General features: G+C 66.4%; 12 protein-coding genes. 6 read left to right on the top strand and 6 right to left on the bottom strand.

Annotated elements, in window-relative coordinates:
* Window positions 1-5: 5 nt before the first annotated feature.
* From CH286_RS24785 to CH286_RS24765, 5 genes are read right to left on the bottom strand one after another with little or no spacing between them, the layout of a single operon-like run.
* Window positions 6-452, bottom strand: a complete 447-nt coding sequence (locus tag CH286_RS24785; protein ID WP_230592471.1) for a PaaI family thioesterase — start codon at window positions 450-452, stop codon at window positions 6-8.
* Window positions 449-790, bottom strand: a complete 342-nt coding sequence (locus tag CH286_RS24780) for an MGMT family protein (protein WP_032403092.1) — start codon at window positions 788-790, stop codon at window positions 449-451. The genes CH286_RS24785 and CH286_RS24780 overlap by 4 nt, the downstream gene beginning before the upstream one ends.
* Window positions 791-1,567: an alpha/beta hydrolase gene (locus CH286_RS24775; protein ID WP_094610666.1), complete on the bottom strand. Its 777-nt coding sequence runs from the start codon at window positions 1,565-1,567 to the stop codon at window positions 791-793.
* Between the two features lie 23 nt (window positions 1,568-1,590).
* Window positions 1,591-2,367: an ABC transporter permease gene (locus CH286_RS24770; RefSeq protein ID WP_037155741.1), complete on the bottom strand. Its 777-nt coding sequence runs from the start codon at window positions 2,365-2,367 to the stop codon at window positions 1,591-1,593.
* A complete protein-coding gene (locus CH286_RS24765; RefSeq protein WP_037155739.1) occupies window positions 2,364-3,095 on the bottom strand; it encodes an ABC transporter ATP-binding protein in 732 nt (243 codons plus the stop codon). The genes CH286_RS24770 and CH286_RS24765 overlap by 4 nt, the downstream gene beginning before the upstream one ends.
* Before the next feature lie 136 nt (window positions 3,096-3,231).
* On the opposite strand from CH286_RS24765, the gene CH286_RS24760 reads away from it, so the two are divergent.
* The 4 genes from CH286_RS24760 (at window position 3,232) to CH286_RS24745 (ending at window position 11,787) form a co-directional block, all read left to right on the top strand.
* Window positions 3,232-4,353, top strand: a complete 1,122-nt coding sequence (locus tag CH286_RS24760) for a sensor histidine kinase (RefSeq protein WP_176458336.1) — start codon at window positions 3,232-3,234, stop codon at window positions 4,351-4,353.
* Window positions 4,350-4,994: a response regulator gene (locus CH286_RS24755; protein WP_037155735.1), complete on the top strand. Its 645-nt coding sequence runs from the start codon at window positions 4,350-4,352 to the stop codon at window positions 4,992-4,994. Before CH286_RS24760 ends, CH286_RS24755 begins: the two co-directional genes overlap by 4 nt.
* Before the next feature lie 65 nt (window positions 4,995-5,059).
* The gene (locus CH286_RS24750; RefSeq protein WP_094610595.1) at window positions 5,060-8,371 is read left to right on the top strand and encodes an ATP-dependent helicase; all 3,312 of its coding nucleotides are present in this window, start codon (window positions 5,060-5,062) and stop codon (window positions 8,369-8,371) included.
* A complete protein-coding gene (locus CH286_RS24745; protein WP_094610665.1) occupies window positions 8,368-11,787 on the top strand; it encodes an ATP-dependent helicase in 3,420 nt (1,139 codons plus the stop codon). Before CH286_RS24750 ends, CH286_RS24745 begins: the two co-directional genes overlap by 4 nt.
* Here CH286_RS24745 and CH286_RS24740 read toward each other — a convergent pair.
* Window positions 11,750-12,136 carry a DoxX family protein gene (locus CH286_RS24740; RefSeq protein ID WP_032403559.1) on the bottom strand — a complete coding sequence of 129 codons (387 nt, stop codon included), beginning with the start codon at window positions 12,134-12,136 and terminating at the stop codon, window positions 11,750-11,752. The two genes, CH286_RS24745 and CH286_RS24740, sit on opposite strands and share 38 nt — an antisense overlap.
* A 105-nt stretch (window positions 12,137-12,241) precedes the next feature.
* Between CH286_RS24740 and CH286_RS24735 the strand changes: the two genes are divergently transcribed.
* Complete coding sequence (locus CH286_RS24735; RefSeq protein WP_032378149.1) at window positions 12,242-13,309, top strand: potassium channel family protein; 1,068 nt, start codon at window positions 12,242-12,244, stop codon at window positions 13,307-13,309.
* Window positions 13,310-13,333: 24 nt separating this feature from the next.
* A complete protein-coding gene (gene nudC, locus CH286_RS24730; RefSeq protein ID WP_037155730.1) occupies window positions 13,334-14,236 on the top strand; it encodes an NAD(+) diphosphatase in 903 nt (300 codons plus the stop codon).
* The last annotated feature ends 5 nt before the right edge of the window (window positions 14,237-14,241 follow it).

Here is a 14,241-nt window from a genome sequence, read left to right as displayed (position 1 = left end):
CGCTGTCATGTCGGCAAAGGCACGTTCTGTAGCCGAACCTGCCCGCGTGCAATGATCTTTCCGCTGTCGGAGGCGGTGATCGTGACCAGCCACAATTGCTGAACACGGCCCTGCTGCAACGGTTCTGCGAGAACGTCGACGCGTCCGCCCTTGCTCGCGCGGAGAAAGTCGGTGCCGTTGTGCACTCCGACGGCGAACTCACCGCGATCCTTCACCGCCTCGCTGGCACCGATGCTGGCGGCGCTCTCGACAGCGGTCGTGTAGACCCCGCCGTGTACGACGCCCCACGGGGTGAGGTGCTCGTCCGTCAAATCGATGTGACCCGCCACCCGGGTGCCCGAGACCTCGTCGACGACAAGTCCGGCAGAGGCGACGAAGGTGCTCGCCTTCGACAGGGCGAACTTCGCCGTGGGGCGTGGATCGAATTGCCCGAGCCCGTCTCTGATGTTCATCCTCCGAGGTTAGTGGTCGGCTCGAGCGGCGATGGGAGCGCCCCGAAGTCGAATCGAATCGACTTCAGCGGCACTCTGCCGTCGTGGACTGCCACTCCTTCGCTGCGCAGCGTCTCGAGCTGCCGGGTGGCGAGGTGCGGGGCGGGCCTGCCACTGGCTCCGAGGACGCGATGCCACGGGAGGTCGGCGGAGTCGGTGCGCATGATCCATCCCACGATGCGTGGACTCGACAGGTCGGCAGCGGCCGCGATGTCTCCGTACGTGGCGACGAATCCCGAGGGAATGGACGCGACCAATGCGCGCACTCGCTCGACCTGTTCTTCGGTGATCGGGGCCATCTAGAGCACGGATCGCACCAGCTCGGCCACCTCGACCGGCTTGGCCTGGCCGACCATGTGATCGCAGTCCAGTTCGACGGTGCGCAGGTTCTCACCGAGTTTCTCTCGCAGTACAGCAAGGAATTCGTCGGTGACATAGGGAGGTTCGACGCGCATGGCCCGAACCACGATGGTCGGGACGCTCTCGGCGGGTACCACGATCGGACGAGCGAGCTCGCCCCACGTCGCAACGATCGCCGGAATCGACATGCGCCACGCCACCTTTCCGCCGTCGGCGGGAACCAGGTGGTCGGCGACCTCGCGGTCGAGCAACTCTGTGGGTACGTCCGCCCACGCCCCGTGGATCTTCTCCGATCGCGCCTCGTCGGCGTCGGTGTAATCGGGTGACTTCGCGGTGGCCTCGGCCACCTCGAGCAGCTCCTCCGGTGGCAGAGCGATCGCGGGATCGAGCAGCACCAGCGCCCGCACCGCGTCCGGGAATCTCTGCGCGAGATGGACGGCCAACGCGCCGCCGTACGAATGTCCGAGCACCACTACCGGGCCGCGCGCGTGGGCGTCCAGTACGGCTTTGAGAGCCGTGACCTGCGCGTCGATGTCCCAGGGCGGCGTGGCCGGGGAATAGCCGTGGCCGATCAGATCAGGAGCCAGAATTCGAGCTTCGGGCAGGTGATTCTCGGCGAGATCCCACCAGCGGGCACCATGACCGGTCACACCGTGAACGGCGAGGATTTCAGGACCGTCTGCGGGTCCGAACGTATGCAGATTCAACTCGGGCACGTCGACCACTATGCCGCATCTGCTCAAGACCAACGAAACAACCGGATTGCACACGCGGATCCGAGGACCACGGTGGCTCCCAGCCCTATCGGTCCGGCCACGTCGACCGAGGTTCCGGCCCAGGCAGCTCCGAGAGCCGTGACGGTGGCACCGAAGGGAAGGACCTCACCGACGATCTCGACAGGACCCGGTAGATCCGCGACCGGTCCGAACAGACCGCCGGTGGCACCGAGAACCAGGAACAGAGTCAGGCCGATCGCGACGGCCGAGTTCGCTGTGGGTGCGACGGCAGCGACCACGATCCCCAGCGAGTACATTGCCGCGGCACCCAGCATCAGAATGGCCGCAACCAGGATCGGGTTGTGTGGGGGCGTAATTCCGAAGAACAGAGCAGCTGTGGACAGAGCAATGCCGGTTCCGAGTGTCGCTTGGACGGCGCTGGTGATCACCTGTGCAGCAAGCACCTGCGTCGGTCCGATCGGTGTCGTGGACAGGCGCTTCAGCACGCCGGACTTGCGATAGAGCGCAAGAAAGCTCGGCATGTTCACGATTCCGATGACGGCGATGATCATGGTCAGGGCAAGCGGCAGTACGAACCGATCGAATGCTGTGATTGCGCCCGGCCCGACGATTTCCGCCGAGGTAGCGGATCCGTTCATCAGAAGTACCAGAACCGGGAGGGCGATCGGGACGATCAGGCCGGCTGTGTCCCGGGTGACCATACGCATTTCGGCCCCGACGAGTGCGCCGGTGGCGCGCAGGCCCGGACGCGGCGCAGCGCGGATGTCGTGTGTGGTCATGCCGAGCTCCGTTCGGTGAGCGTCAGGAATGCGTCCTCGAGGGTGGCCCGGTGGTCGCCTCCGAGGCCGGCGTCGGCGATCAGAGACTCCGGTGTGCCGGTGGCCACGACGACCCCTCGATCGAGGACGGTGATGCGATCGCACAAGCGGTGTACTTCGTCCATGTGATGGCTGACCAGCAGGATGGTGACACCGGCTGCGCGGAGATCCTCGATCAGTCGCCACACGGTGCGTCGCGCATCCGGGTCGAGTCCGGTGGTGAGCTCGTCGAGCATGACAACCCGAGGGGAGCCGATCAGTGCGAGGACCACCGACAACCGTTGTTGCTGGCCTCCGGACAACCGCTCGTACCGCACGCGGCGGTGCTCGTGCAGACCCACCGCACGGACGAGAGCGTCTCGATCGGCAGGTCGACGGTAGAAGGAGGCGAACAGATCGACCAGTTCGGTAACGGTGAGCGCGGTGTGAAGGTCGTTGGACTGCAGCTGCACTCCCAGAACGGCGCGTACTCGATTGCGGTCGGTGAAGGGGTCGAGTCCCAGAACCCGCACGGCACCGGAGGTCGGCCTACGAAGGCCTGCAACGGTTTCGACCAGGGTCGTCTTACCGGCACCGTTGCGCCCGAGCAGGCCGTGCGTCTCGCCTTCGACGACCGAGAGGCTGACGCCTGCCACGGCGGTGCGCTCTCGATAACGCTGGGTGATGTCTCGAACGTCTATCGCTGCCATCCGATGTTCCCTTCTCGATTGTGTCGATCTCGACGCTAGATCCGCCGTGGCTTGCGCGCAGGTGCCGATCGTCACCGAAGGTGATCGTGACTTTCGGCAGGGGTGTGCGGGTGGAGCGGGCGATAGGGTCGACAGAATGAGGTGCCTCGGACCCGACGTTCTGGCCGGTGCGTTCGTGTCCGCGCTCGCGGTCGCGATGGGCGCTCTCGTCGTCCTCGATCGGTCGATCGCCGACAGTATCTTGGTTCCGCGTTGGGTCTGGGCCACGCTGTTCGCGGCCTTCCTGCTCGTGCAGACCACGGGCATGTGGTGGGAAGACCGGCTCCCGAATCGCCTTGTCCGCGCGAGCTTCGCCGCGCAGGTGATGCTGGCACCGGTTCTCGTGCTGACCGCCCCGACTGCAGGTTGGTTGCCCATTCTGCTGGTCTTCACCTCGACGTTCGCCGTGTATCGGGTGTCCGGCTCGTCGGTGGCGGTCATCGTTGCGGTCTACACCTGCTGTGTTGGGGTGTCGGTTGCGATCCGGGATGGACGGATCTCCGAAATCGCGCTGATCATGTCGATCTACGGTGCCCTGCAGGTGGCCAGTGCGTTGTCGGTGACCGCACAGCTACGACAGGCTCGGTTGCGCCGGGAACTTGCGGTCGCGCACGCCGAACTGCGCACCGCCAGTGCGTTGTTGGACGATTCCTCCCGGGCCGACGAGCGATTGCGAATCGCGCGCGAGTTGCACGATGTGCTCGGTCACCAGCTCACCGCCCTGAGCCTCGAGCTCGAGGTGGCGTCCCATCAGGTCTCCGAGCCTGGGCGCGAGCATGTCGTTCGGGCCCGATCCATTGCGCGTGACCTGCTCGGCGACGTTCGGTCGGCCGTCGGCGAGGTGCGCAGCAGGACTCCGGTGCTGGGGGAGTCGCTCGATCGTCTGGTTGCCCGGCTACCCGAACCGGTCGTGCATCTGACGGTCGACCCCGAGATCAGGGTCGACGACACTCGCGCGGTGGCGGTGGTCCGCTGCGTGCAGGAGATGATCACCAACACCATTCGCCATGCGAATGCCGATGAGATGTGGATCGAGGTACGCGCGGATCCGACGGGTGCGCTGTCGGTCTCGGTGCGCGACGACGGCCGGGCGTCGGCCGATTTCGAGCCGGGGCACGGTCTGCAGGGAATTCGAGAGCGCATCGAAGGACTGGGCGGCACGGTCACGTTCTCGGTCGATCGCGGATTCACGGTGTACGCGTCGGTGCCCGCACCGTGATCACGGTTTTGATCGTCGACGACCACACTCTGGTCCGGCAGGGTATCCGCAGCCTGCTCGAGCTGGATCCCGACATCGAGGTGACCGGCGAGGCGGACGACGGCGCCGCTGCGATCGCGTCGATCGAATTCGACCCTCCCGATGTGGTGTTGCTCGATCTACGGATGCCGCGGTTCGACGGCCTGTGGACGCTTCGGGCAATGCAGGAGAAAGGAATTCGGGTGCCGGTCCTGGTGCTGACAACGTTCGACGACGACGAGTTGGTGCTCGGGGCGCTGCAGGCGGGGGCGAAGGGCTACCTACTCAAGGACGTGACCTTCGAGCGGCTCGGCGGTGCTGTCCGTGAACTCGCGGCCGGGCGCACCTTGGCGCAACCTGCCATCACCGAGAGACTGCTGGACGCTTTTCGGACCGGCAAGCACGGCCCGAGTGACGTCGTGATCGCCGAAACACTCACGGCGAGAGAGATCGACGTCCTGCGGCTCGTCGCAAGCGGGTACACCAACAGATCGATCGCCGTTGCACTGCATCTGGCCGAAGGAACCGTCAAGAACCATATGTCGTCGGTCATTCTCAAACTCGGTGCGAACGACAGAACAAGCGCTGTTCTGCGTGCGCTGCGGGACGGGCTGCTCGACTGACCGGGCCCACCGTTCGGTCCGGGCGGCGGCCGATGTGTCGGTGGTCCGTGATTGCATCTGTACTCATGAGCACGGACGGCAGGCACGGCGCGACGGTCACCCTCGTCCGTGCACCCAAGGTGGCTCGGCCCGCCCGCACGTGGGTCGGCGCGGCTGCTCGGCTGTTGTCGTCACGACCGGATTCGGCGGCCGAGGCTGCGCAGGGCGCACCCCGGTGGAATCCGTGGCAGGTACTCGGTGGCCCCGGAACGGGAAAGACATCGCTCGTCGCCGACTACGCGGTCTCGCGCATCGTCTCCGGGGACCCGGAATCGGTTCTGGTGCTGACACAGTCCAAACGGGCGGCAACCGCGGTGCGCGAGGTGATCACCTCCGGCCTCTTCAGTGGAGACCACGCGCTGAGAGCGACACGTGAACCGTTGGTACGTACGGTGCACTCCTATGCCTTCGCGGTGCTCAGGCTCCAGGCGTCTCTCTACGGCAACCCGCCACCGCGGCTGCTGACCGGTGCCGAACAGGACGCCGTGGTGCGCGAGATGCTGCGCGGCGACCTCGAGGACGGTGCCGCGGAATGGCCGGATCGGTTGCGTCCGGCGCTCGGCACCTCGGGGTTCGTGACGGCGGTGCGGGACATGATGCTCAGGTCCGCCGAACGCGGAATCGGGCCGGAAGACCTCGTCAAACTCGGTCGCAAGCACGGCAAACCCGAGTGGGTTGCGGTCGGGCGGTTCGCCGCTCGGTACGAGCAAGCCATGTTGCTGCGCGGAGCAGTGGGCGTCGAAGCTGCGGGAGCCACGGCACCTGGTCTGGATGCCGCCGAGCTCATCGGTGCCGCGCTGATGGCGTTCGCCACCGACCCGGAACTGCTTCGCAGTGAACGTGCCCGCATCCGCCACCTCGTCGTCGACGATGCTCAGCACCTCGATCCGCAAGCAGCACAATTGGTTCGGCTGATCGGTACCGACACCGAATCGACCGTCGTCGCGGGGGACCCCGATCAGTCCGTGTTCACTTTTCGTGGTGCCGATCCCACATTCGTGGCCGACCTGGTCGAGGTGAATTCGCCACGGCGAGTGGTGCTGACGCGCAATCACCGGTCCGTGCCGGAGGTTGCCGAGTTGACCGACATCGTGGCGAGGCGTCTGCCCGGGCTGGGTCGGCACCGGTGTCCCGAGCCGGTGGCCGTTGCCCGATTCGGCAACCCTGCGGGGCGGGTGCATGTCGCGTCCTCGCCGGCCAAGGAAGCCGCGATCATCGCCGACGCCATGCGGCGAGCCCATCTGATCGACGGTATGCCGTGGTCCGAGATGGCCATCGTGGTGCGGTCGGTGCCGAGGACCGTTGCACCGTTGCGCCGGGCACTGCACGCAGCAGGTGTTCCGATGGTCACGCCCACTTCCGAGCTTCCGCTGCATCGCCAGCACGGGGCGGTGGGTCTACTGCTGGTACTGCGTGCGATCTCAGATCCGACCTTCGACGGTGAAGATGCACTGGCATTGCTGTCCGGGCCGATCGGCGGAGCCGATCCGGTTGGTCTTCGTCGACTGCGTAGGGGCATGAGAAGACTCGAGCTCGCGTCGGGCGGTGAACGCGACTCGGCCGAACTTCTCAGGGGCGTCCTCACCGACGATTCTCGTGGAAAGAGCGGTTGGATCGGCGGACTGTCGGATGTGGAGTCCGCGCCACTGCGCAAAGCCCTCGGCGTGATCCGAAAGGCGAGGGCGGTTGCCCGGACGGGTCGCGGTGTCGAGGACGTGTTGTGGGCAGCCTGGCAGGCATCGGGTCTCGAACGTCGGTGGGCCGGCGCGTCCGCGTGGGGTGGCTCGGCCGGTGCCCAGGCGGACCGTGACCTCGATGCAGTGGTTGCGTTGTTCGATGCGGCGGCAGCCTATGTCGACAGACTGCCGCGGGCACAGATCGGCGGGTTTCTCGATTACATTGCGCAGCAGGAGATTCCGACTCTGAACTCGCATCGCGCCACGGTTCGGGCCGACGCCGTCACCCTGCTCAGTGCGCACTCTGCTGCGGGTCGGGAATGGGAGCTCGTTGCGGTGGCCGGGGTTCAGGAAGGTCTGTGGCCGGGGCTCCGAGCGCGCGGAAGCCTCCTCGGAACCGACACACTGGTCGACCTCGTGTCCGGAACGTTCGACGCCGGAGCAGCACTCGACGGGCGTCTGTCGAAATCGGCACCCCTTCTCGCCGAGGAGCGCACGCTGTTTCTGGTGGCGTGCAGCCGCGCTCGATCGACTCTGCTCGTCACTGCCGTCGATTCCAGTACCGGCGATGCCGACCTCGTTCGTTCCCGCTTCGTCGACGAACTGCGCGGGGTGGACGTCGACGGCGAGTCCCTCCTTCCGCTCGAAGCGCCCGAGTCCGCACATCGGGTGTTGGCGCTGCCGATGCTGGTTGCCGAGCTGCGCAGTGTCGTGTGCGATCCAGTCGTTGCCGAACACGATCCGGACAAGCGAGCCCGAGCTGCTCGCCATCTGGCCACTCTCGCCGACGCCGGTGTCCGAGGCGCGCATCCGGACGAGTGGTTCGGCGTGGCGGGGCTCAGCACCGACGCGCCGTTGTGGCAGCTCGGCGACGGTCCGGTGCCGTTGTCGCCGTCGACGGTGGAACAACTCACCACCTGTCCGCTGCGGTGGATGCTCGAACGTCACGGCGGCAACGACGGCACCAACACCCATGCGGTCACCGGCACTCTCGTGCACACTCTCGTCCAGGCAGTGGCCGGTCGGATGCCACCGGAGCAACTTCGTCGTGCTCTCGAAACAGCATGGGATGCAGTTGATCTCGGTTCGCAGTGGTACTCGCGGCATGAGCTGGATCGAACCGGGGCCATGCTGGAGACATTCGAGAGTTGGCTGCACGGCAGTCGAGGCGAGCTCACCGAGGCCGGAGTGGAAGTACAGGTCGACGGCGTCCTCGAAGCGCGGTCCGAGAACGAGCCGGCGGTCGCGTTGCGTGGACGTATCGATCGACTCGAACACGACCCGGACGGTCGGCCGGTGATCATCGACGTCAAGACGGCGAAGACCGTCATGTCGAAGGAGGACGCACGTAACCACCATCAGCTGGCCACCTACCAAGTTGCAGCTGCAGCCGGTGCGATCGAGGGCGAGCCCGCGAGCGAACCCGGCGGAGCCCGGCTGGTGTTCGTTGCCAAACCGCACAACAAGGACGGGGCGACTCAGCGCGTACAGGAAGTTCCGACACCGGAGAAACTCGAGGAGTGGCGGGACACCGTGCACCAGGCAGCGTCGGCCACGCAGGGGCCGACATTCGAGGCGCGCGTGAACGACGGCTGCAGGCACTGCCCGGTCAAGTCCAGTTGCCCGGCACACGAGACCGGCAGGCAGGTGACCGAGCAGTGACGACACCGACCAAGAAGCGGACCGGTTCGGTGCGGGTGTCGCCGGTCGAGCTCGCCCGGGCACTGGGACAGAAGCATCCGCCGACCGACGAGCAGGCTGCGGTGATCGCGGCCCCGCCCGGCCCCATGCTCGTGGTGGCAGGAGCGGGGGCGGGCAAGACCGAGACGATGGCCGCCCGTGTGGTGTGGATGGTGGCCAACGGTTTCGTTGACCCGGACCAGGTGCTCGGCCTGACCTTCACGCGAAAGGCCGCGCAGCAGTTGACGTCTCGGATCAGGGCGCGGCTGGCTCGGCTGGCCGGATCCGATCTGGTGCGCGCACTCGATCCCAGTCTGGCACTGCGTGAACGGATTCTCGGTGCCGAGCCCGAAGTGAGCACGTATCACTCCTACGCAGGCCGACTGCTCACCGAGCACGGATTGCTGCTGCCTATCGAACCGTCCGCGACACTGCTCTCGGAAACCGAACTGTGGCAGCTGGCGCACCGCGTCGTCAGCACCTGGGACGGCGACCTGGACACCGACCGAAACCCCACGTCGGTGACCGAGGCGGTATTGGCGCTCTCGGGCCAGTTGGCCGAGCATCTCGTCGATCCCGATGAGCTGCGCCAAGCACACGTGGAGTTGGAGAAACTGGTACACACGCTCGGGCCGGGCCCGCGACAACGCGGCGGCCCCACCAAAGAGTTGCTGAACATCCTCGACGCGCAGCATCAACGAATCGGGTTGCTGCCTTTGGTGGAACGGCTGGGCCAGACTCTGCGCCGAGAGGGCGCTCTGGATTTCGGCTCGCAGATGTCGATGGCGGCGCGGGTCGCGGCCGAGCATGCGGAGGTGGGTATAGCCGAACGGCAACGTTTTCGGCTGGTACTGCTCGACGAATACCAGGACACCGGGCACGCTCAACGCGTCCTGCTGTCGTCACTGTTCGGATCGGGCGGCGACCCCACGTTGGCGCTGACGGCGGTGGGCGATCCGATGCAATCGATCTACGGCTGGCGCGGTGCGTCGGCAGCGAACCTGCCGCGGTTCGCCACCGACTTTCCGCAGGCCGACGGTGGTCCAGCCCCTCGACTGGAACTACTCACCAGTTGGCGAAATCCGCCCGAGGCGCTGACTCTGGCGAACCTGATCACCGATCCACTGCGCCGCGTCGGTGTTCCGGTGCCGACTCTGCGGGCCCGTCCCGGAGCTGTTCCCGGAGACGTCCGAATTGCCGTCACCGAGACCGTTCTGGGCGAACGCGAGTGGATTGCCGACCGGATTGCGGGGGAGTACCGCTCGGCCCTCGAGCAGGATCGGCCGCCGCCCACCGCTGCAGTTCTGGTGCGACGCAACGCCGATGCCGAACCCATCGCCGAGGTACTGCGCAGCCGTGGGTTACCCGTGGAGGTCGTCGGGCTAGGCGGATTGCTGCACGTTCCCGAGGTGGCAGACATCATCGCGATGCTGCGACTGGTCGCCGACCCGACTGCCGGCAGTTCCGCGATGCGCATCCTCACCGGTTCTCGGTGGCAGATCGGCCCGACGGATCTTCGGGCACTCTCCCAGCGCGCCCGAGAACTCGAGATCCGCAGCGGGTACGGCACCGCGGGTCGGGTCGACGACCCCGAGACGTTGGACGCCGCACTCGGCAGCGCACTTCCCGGCGAGCAGTCCGAGCAGGCGGGACTGGCAGACGCGATTGCCGATCCTGGTTCGACCGAGCGGTACTCGGAGGTCGGCTACCGGCGGATCGTCGCCCTCGCGGGTGAACTACACCTGCTGCGCGATCGAATCGGGCAACCGCTGGCGGAGTTGGTCGGCGACATCGAGCGGATCATGAACATCGGCGTCGAAGCGCAAGCCCGCACGCCGATCGGGACCGACGGGGCAGTCGGCCGCGAACATCTGGATGCATTCGCCCACGTGGTGGCCGACTACGCCGATAATCCCACCGCCACGGTGACCGGATTCCTGTCGTTCCTCGCTGCTGCGGAGACGGTCGAGGACGGCCTCGCACCAGGCGAGGTCGACGTCGCCCCACATCGAGTTCAGGTGCTCACTGTCCACTCTGCGAAGGGCCTCGAATGGGAGGTCGTGGCCGTGCCGCACGTAGCGAAAGGCGTGTTCCCGTCCTCGAACGCGTCCTCGACGTGGCTCGGAGCCATGGCCGAACTACCGCCGTCGCTGCGCGGTGATCGCGCGCTGGACGGCGAGGGCTCCGAGGGCGTTCCGGTTCTCGAGCTCGACCAGCTGTACAACCGAAAGGACCTGGAGGATGCAGTAAAGAACCACAAGGATGCGCTCGCCCGCCGCCGGCTCGCGGAGGACCGGCGGCTGTTCTACGTGGCGCTGACCCGAACCGAACGGGTGCTGTTGGTGTCCGCGCACCACTGGGACCAGACGTCGACGAAGTCGCGTGGGCCATCGGAGTTTCTCGACGAATTGCACAGGCAGGTCAGCGGATCCGATGACGCCGCGGCTGTGATCGAGCAGTGGGCCCCGGCTCCGGAGGACGGAGTGCAGAACCCACTCGGGGCTGTGCCGCACACGGCGTCCTGGCCGCGAGACCCGCTCGGATCCAGACGTGGTGCGGTCGAGAGCGGTGCGCGGGAGGTGCTACGCGCACTGGCAGATGGCGATGCGGCGCAGCGCAATTCGAGTGAGAACACGGACGACCCAACCCTGACCGACCCGGAGAACTGGGCTGCCGATGTCGAGACCCTGCTGGCGGAGCGGGCAGCGAGGTCGGTCGCGGGAGTCGACGTGGCATTACCGGGCAACCTGTCGGTGACGCAGTTGGTGGACCTGGCCGCAGATCCCGATGGCCTGGCATCGCGACTGCGCAGGCCGTTGCCGTTTCCTCCGAACCCATTGGCGCGCAGAGGAACTGCATTTCACGCCTGGGTCGAGCGGCGGTTCGGTGCAACCCGGTTGCTCGACCTCGACGAGTTGCCGGGCTCGGCCGATACCGGTGCGTCGGCCGACGTCGACCTGGAAACGTTGCAGCAGGCGTTCCTGGACTCGGAATGGTCGCTGCGCAGCCCCGTCGAGGTGGAGGTCCCGTTCGAGACGTCCGTGGCGGGCACGGTGCTGCGCGGTCGAATCGACGCCGTGTTCGCGGACCCCGACGGCGGCTGGACCGTCGTCGACTGGAAAACCGGTGCAGAGCCGACGGCGTCGGAACAGCAGGCAGTGGCGATGCAACTCGCGGCCTACCGATTGGCGTGGGCCGAGCTGATGTCGATCGGGCAGGCCGAACCGGTTTCGCTGGACCGCGTTCGCGCGGCGTTCCACTATGTCCGTAGCGGCCACACCATCTCGCCCGAGAACCTGCCGGACGCAGCAGCTTTGGCCGAACTTCTGGAGGGTCCGGCCGTGTCGACGCCGATCGACGCTACTGCGCGTTCCGTCGAGCCTTCAGAGCCTCGGTGACCAGTGGGATCTGCAGCGGCAGACGGGCGATCATGGCTGCTTTGAGCGCCGGTGAAGTCCTGGAGCTCTGCACGTACTTCCATGCGAGGTTGATGTTGGCGGGGAAGACGGCAACGAACAGCGCGGCCGCGAGTGCGCCGCCGAGTCGGCGGGTGCGCGGCGTGGCAAGTGTTGCGGCCACCGCGAGCTCTGCGACTCCCGATACCTGGGTGTACGTGCGAGCCGAACCCGGCAGTGCCGTCGGAACCTGCGCGTCGAAGAACGTCGGGGTGACGAAATGGAGAATGCCGGCTCCGGTGAGCAGTCCGGCGAGGCGCAGTGCGGCTGCCTGACTTGGTCGCTGTGTCATGCACTTACCGTGCCACATCCCGAGTCGTCGGCACAGATTCGTTGTGTGGGGTTACGCTGCGTGCCGTGAATGATCTCGACTTCTGCGCACACTTCGGTGGGCGACGTGGCAGGTAGGTTGCGTGCGCGCCTGAGCGACAGTGGCGCGCTGACCGACAAGCCCGACTTCGCGCTCGTCGGAGTGCTCCGAGTCCCGGAGCTGGAATCGAGTCCGTGGAGCGCGATCTACAAGCGGGTGCTGATGGCGCTCGGCATCCTGTTTCTCGCTGCGTTCGTCGTGTACCTCGACCGTGACGGTTACAGCGACAACCAGAACGGCGAGCTGTCCTTCCTGGACGCGTTCTACTACGCGACGGTATCGCTGTCGACAACGGGATACGGTGACATCGCGCCGATGAGCCCGTCGGCGCGGCTGGTCAATATTCTTGTCATCACACCACTTCGGGTCCTGTTCCTCATTCTGCTGGTCGGAACGACGCTGTCGGTTCTCACCGAGCGGTCCAGGCAAGCATTCAAAATTCAGCGATGGAGACGCAGCGTGCGCAATCACACCGTGGTCATCGGTTTCGGCACCAAGGGCCGAACCGCAGTCGACGCGATGCTCGGAGACGGCGTACCGGCGTCCGACATCGTCGTTGTCGACACCGATCAGACGGTGCTCGATGCCGCGTCGGCTCTGGGCTTGGTCACCGTTCACGGCTCGGCGACCAAGTCCGACGTGCTCAGACTCACCGGGGCCCAGCATGCGTCGGCCATCATCGTGGCGACCAACCGAGACGACACCGCCGTGCTGGTGACTCTGACCGCCCGCGAGATCGCTCCCAAGGCCAAGATCGTCGCGGCCATCAGGGAAGCGGAGAACACCCACCTGCTGCGTCAGTCCGGTGCAGATTCGGTGGTCGTTTCCTCCGAGACCGCGGGCCGGTTGCTCGGCATCGCCACCTCCACACCGTCCGTGGTGGAGATGATCGAGGACTTGTTGACGCCGGAGGCGGGCTTCGCGATCGCCGAGCGCGAAGTCGAGCGCGACGAGGTGGGCGGCTCGCCGCGGCACCTCACCGACATCGTGCTCGGAGTCGTGCGGGGCGGCAAACTCTTCCGGGTCGGCACCCCGGAAGTCGATGCCGTCGAGGCGTCCGATCGCCTGCTGTACATCCGTCGTGTGGGTGAGTAACGAAGTCCGAGTAGGGTTCCGAGCGTGCCGAAATTCCACCTCGCTCACCCACCTCGCCTCTCCCGGTCACCGCTGAACAGGGCCGAGGAATTACGCCGAGACACCGCCGCACTCGCAGCAGGCTGGTCGACCGGCCGACTACTGAACGTGGACGGCAGAGGCAGATTCGGCGTGGACGAGGACGGCTTGATCCTCACTCCCGCCGTCGATGTTGCACCGGAACCCACCGCTGATGCGGTCTTTCTCGGAATCCACGGGGACCGGCACGTATGGACCAGGCGGGTGGAGGTCCTGGAGGGCACGCTCGGCGACCTGCGTACCGACGGTGATCGCCTGGACAGCACTGCACTGTCGATGGTGACCGGTGCGCTGGCGATCCTCAATTGGCATGCGAGCGCGCAGTTCAGCTCGCTCGACGGCGCTCCGTCGGTTCCGTCGAACGCGGGGTGGTCTCGCACCAGTACGTCCACCGGCCACGAGGAATTTCCCCGCACCGATCCCGCAGTGATCTGTCTGGTCCACGACGGCGGCGACAGAGTGCTGCTGGCACGCGCACCGGCCTGGCCCGAGCGGCGATTCTCGGTTCTGGCGGGTTTCGTCGAGGCCGGCGAATCCCTGGAAACGTGTGTGGCACGGGAGATCAAGGAAGAAGTGGGCCTCGACGTCTCCGATATCGACTACCTGGGTAGCCAGCCGTGGCCGTTCCCGCGGTCGGTGATGATCGGGTTCTCGGCTGTCGCCGACCCGGAGCAGCCGTTGCTTTTCCAGGACGGCGAGATCGCCGAAGCCCACTGGTTCGATCGAGCCGAGGTTGTCGCGGCGCTGGAGCTGGGCGACTGGGGATCGGACTCGACCTCCCGATTGCTGCTCCCCGGTTCGATCTCGATCGCGCGCGGAATGCTCGAAGCGTGGGCGGCCACGGTCTGACGCTC

The organism is Rhodococcus sp. WWJCD1, from assembly GCF_002258735.1.
Lineage (GTDB): Bacteria > Actinomycetota > Actinomycetes > Mycobacteriales > Mycobacteriaceae > Rhodococcoides.
The sequence above is the reverse complement of the archived record's forward strand: the minus strand, read 5'-3'. Positions and strand labels throughout refer to the sequence as shown.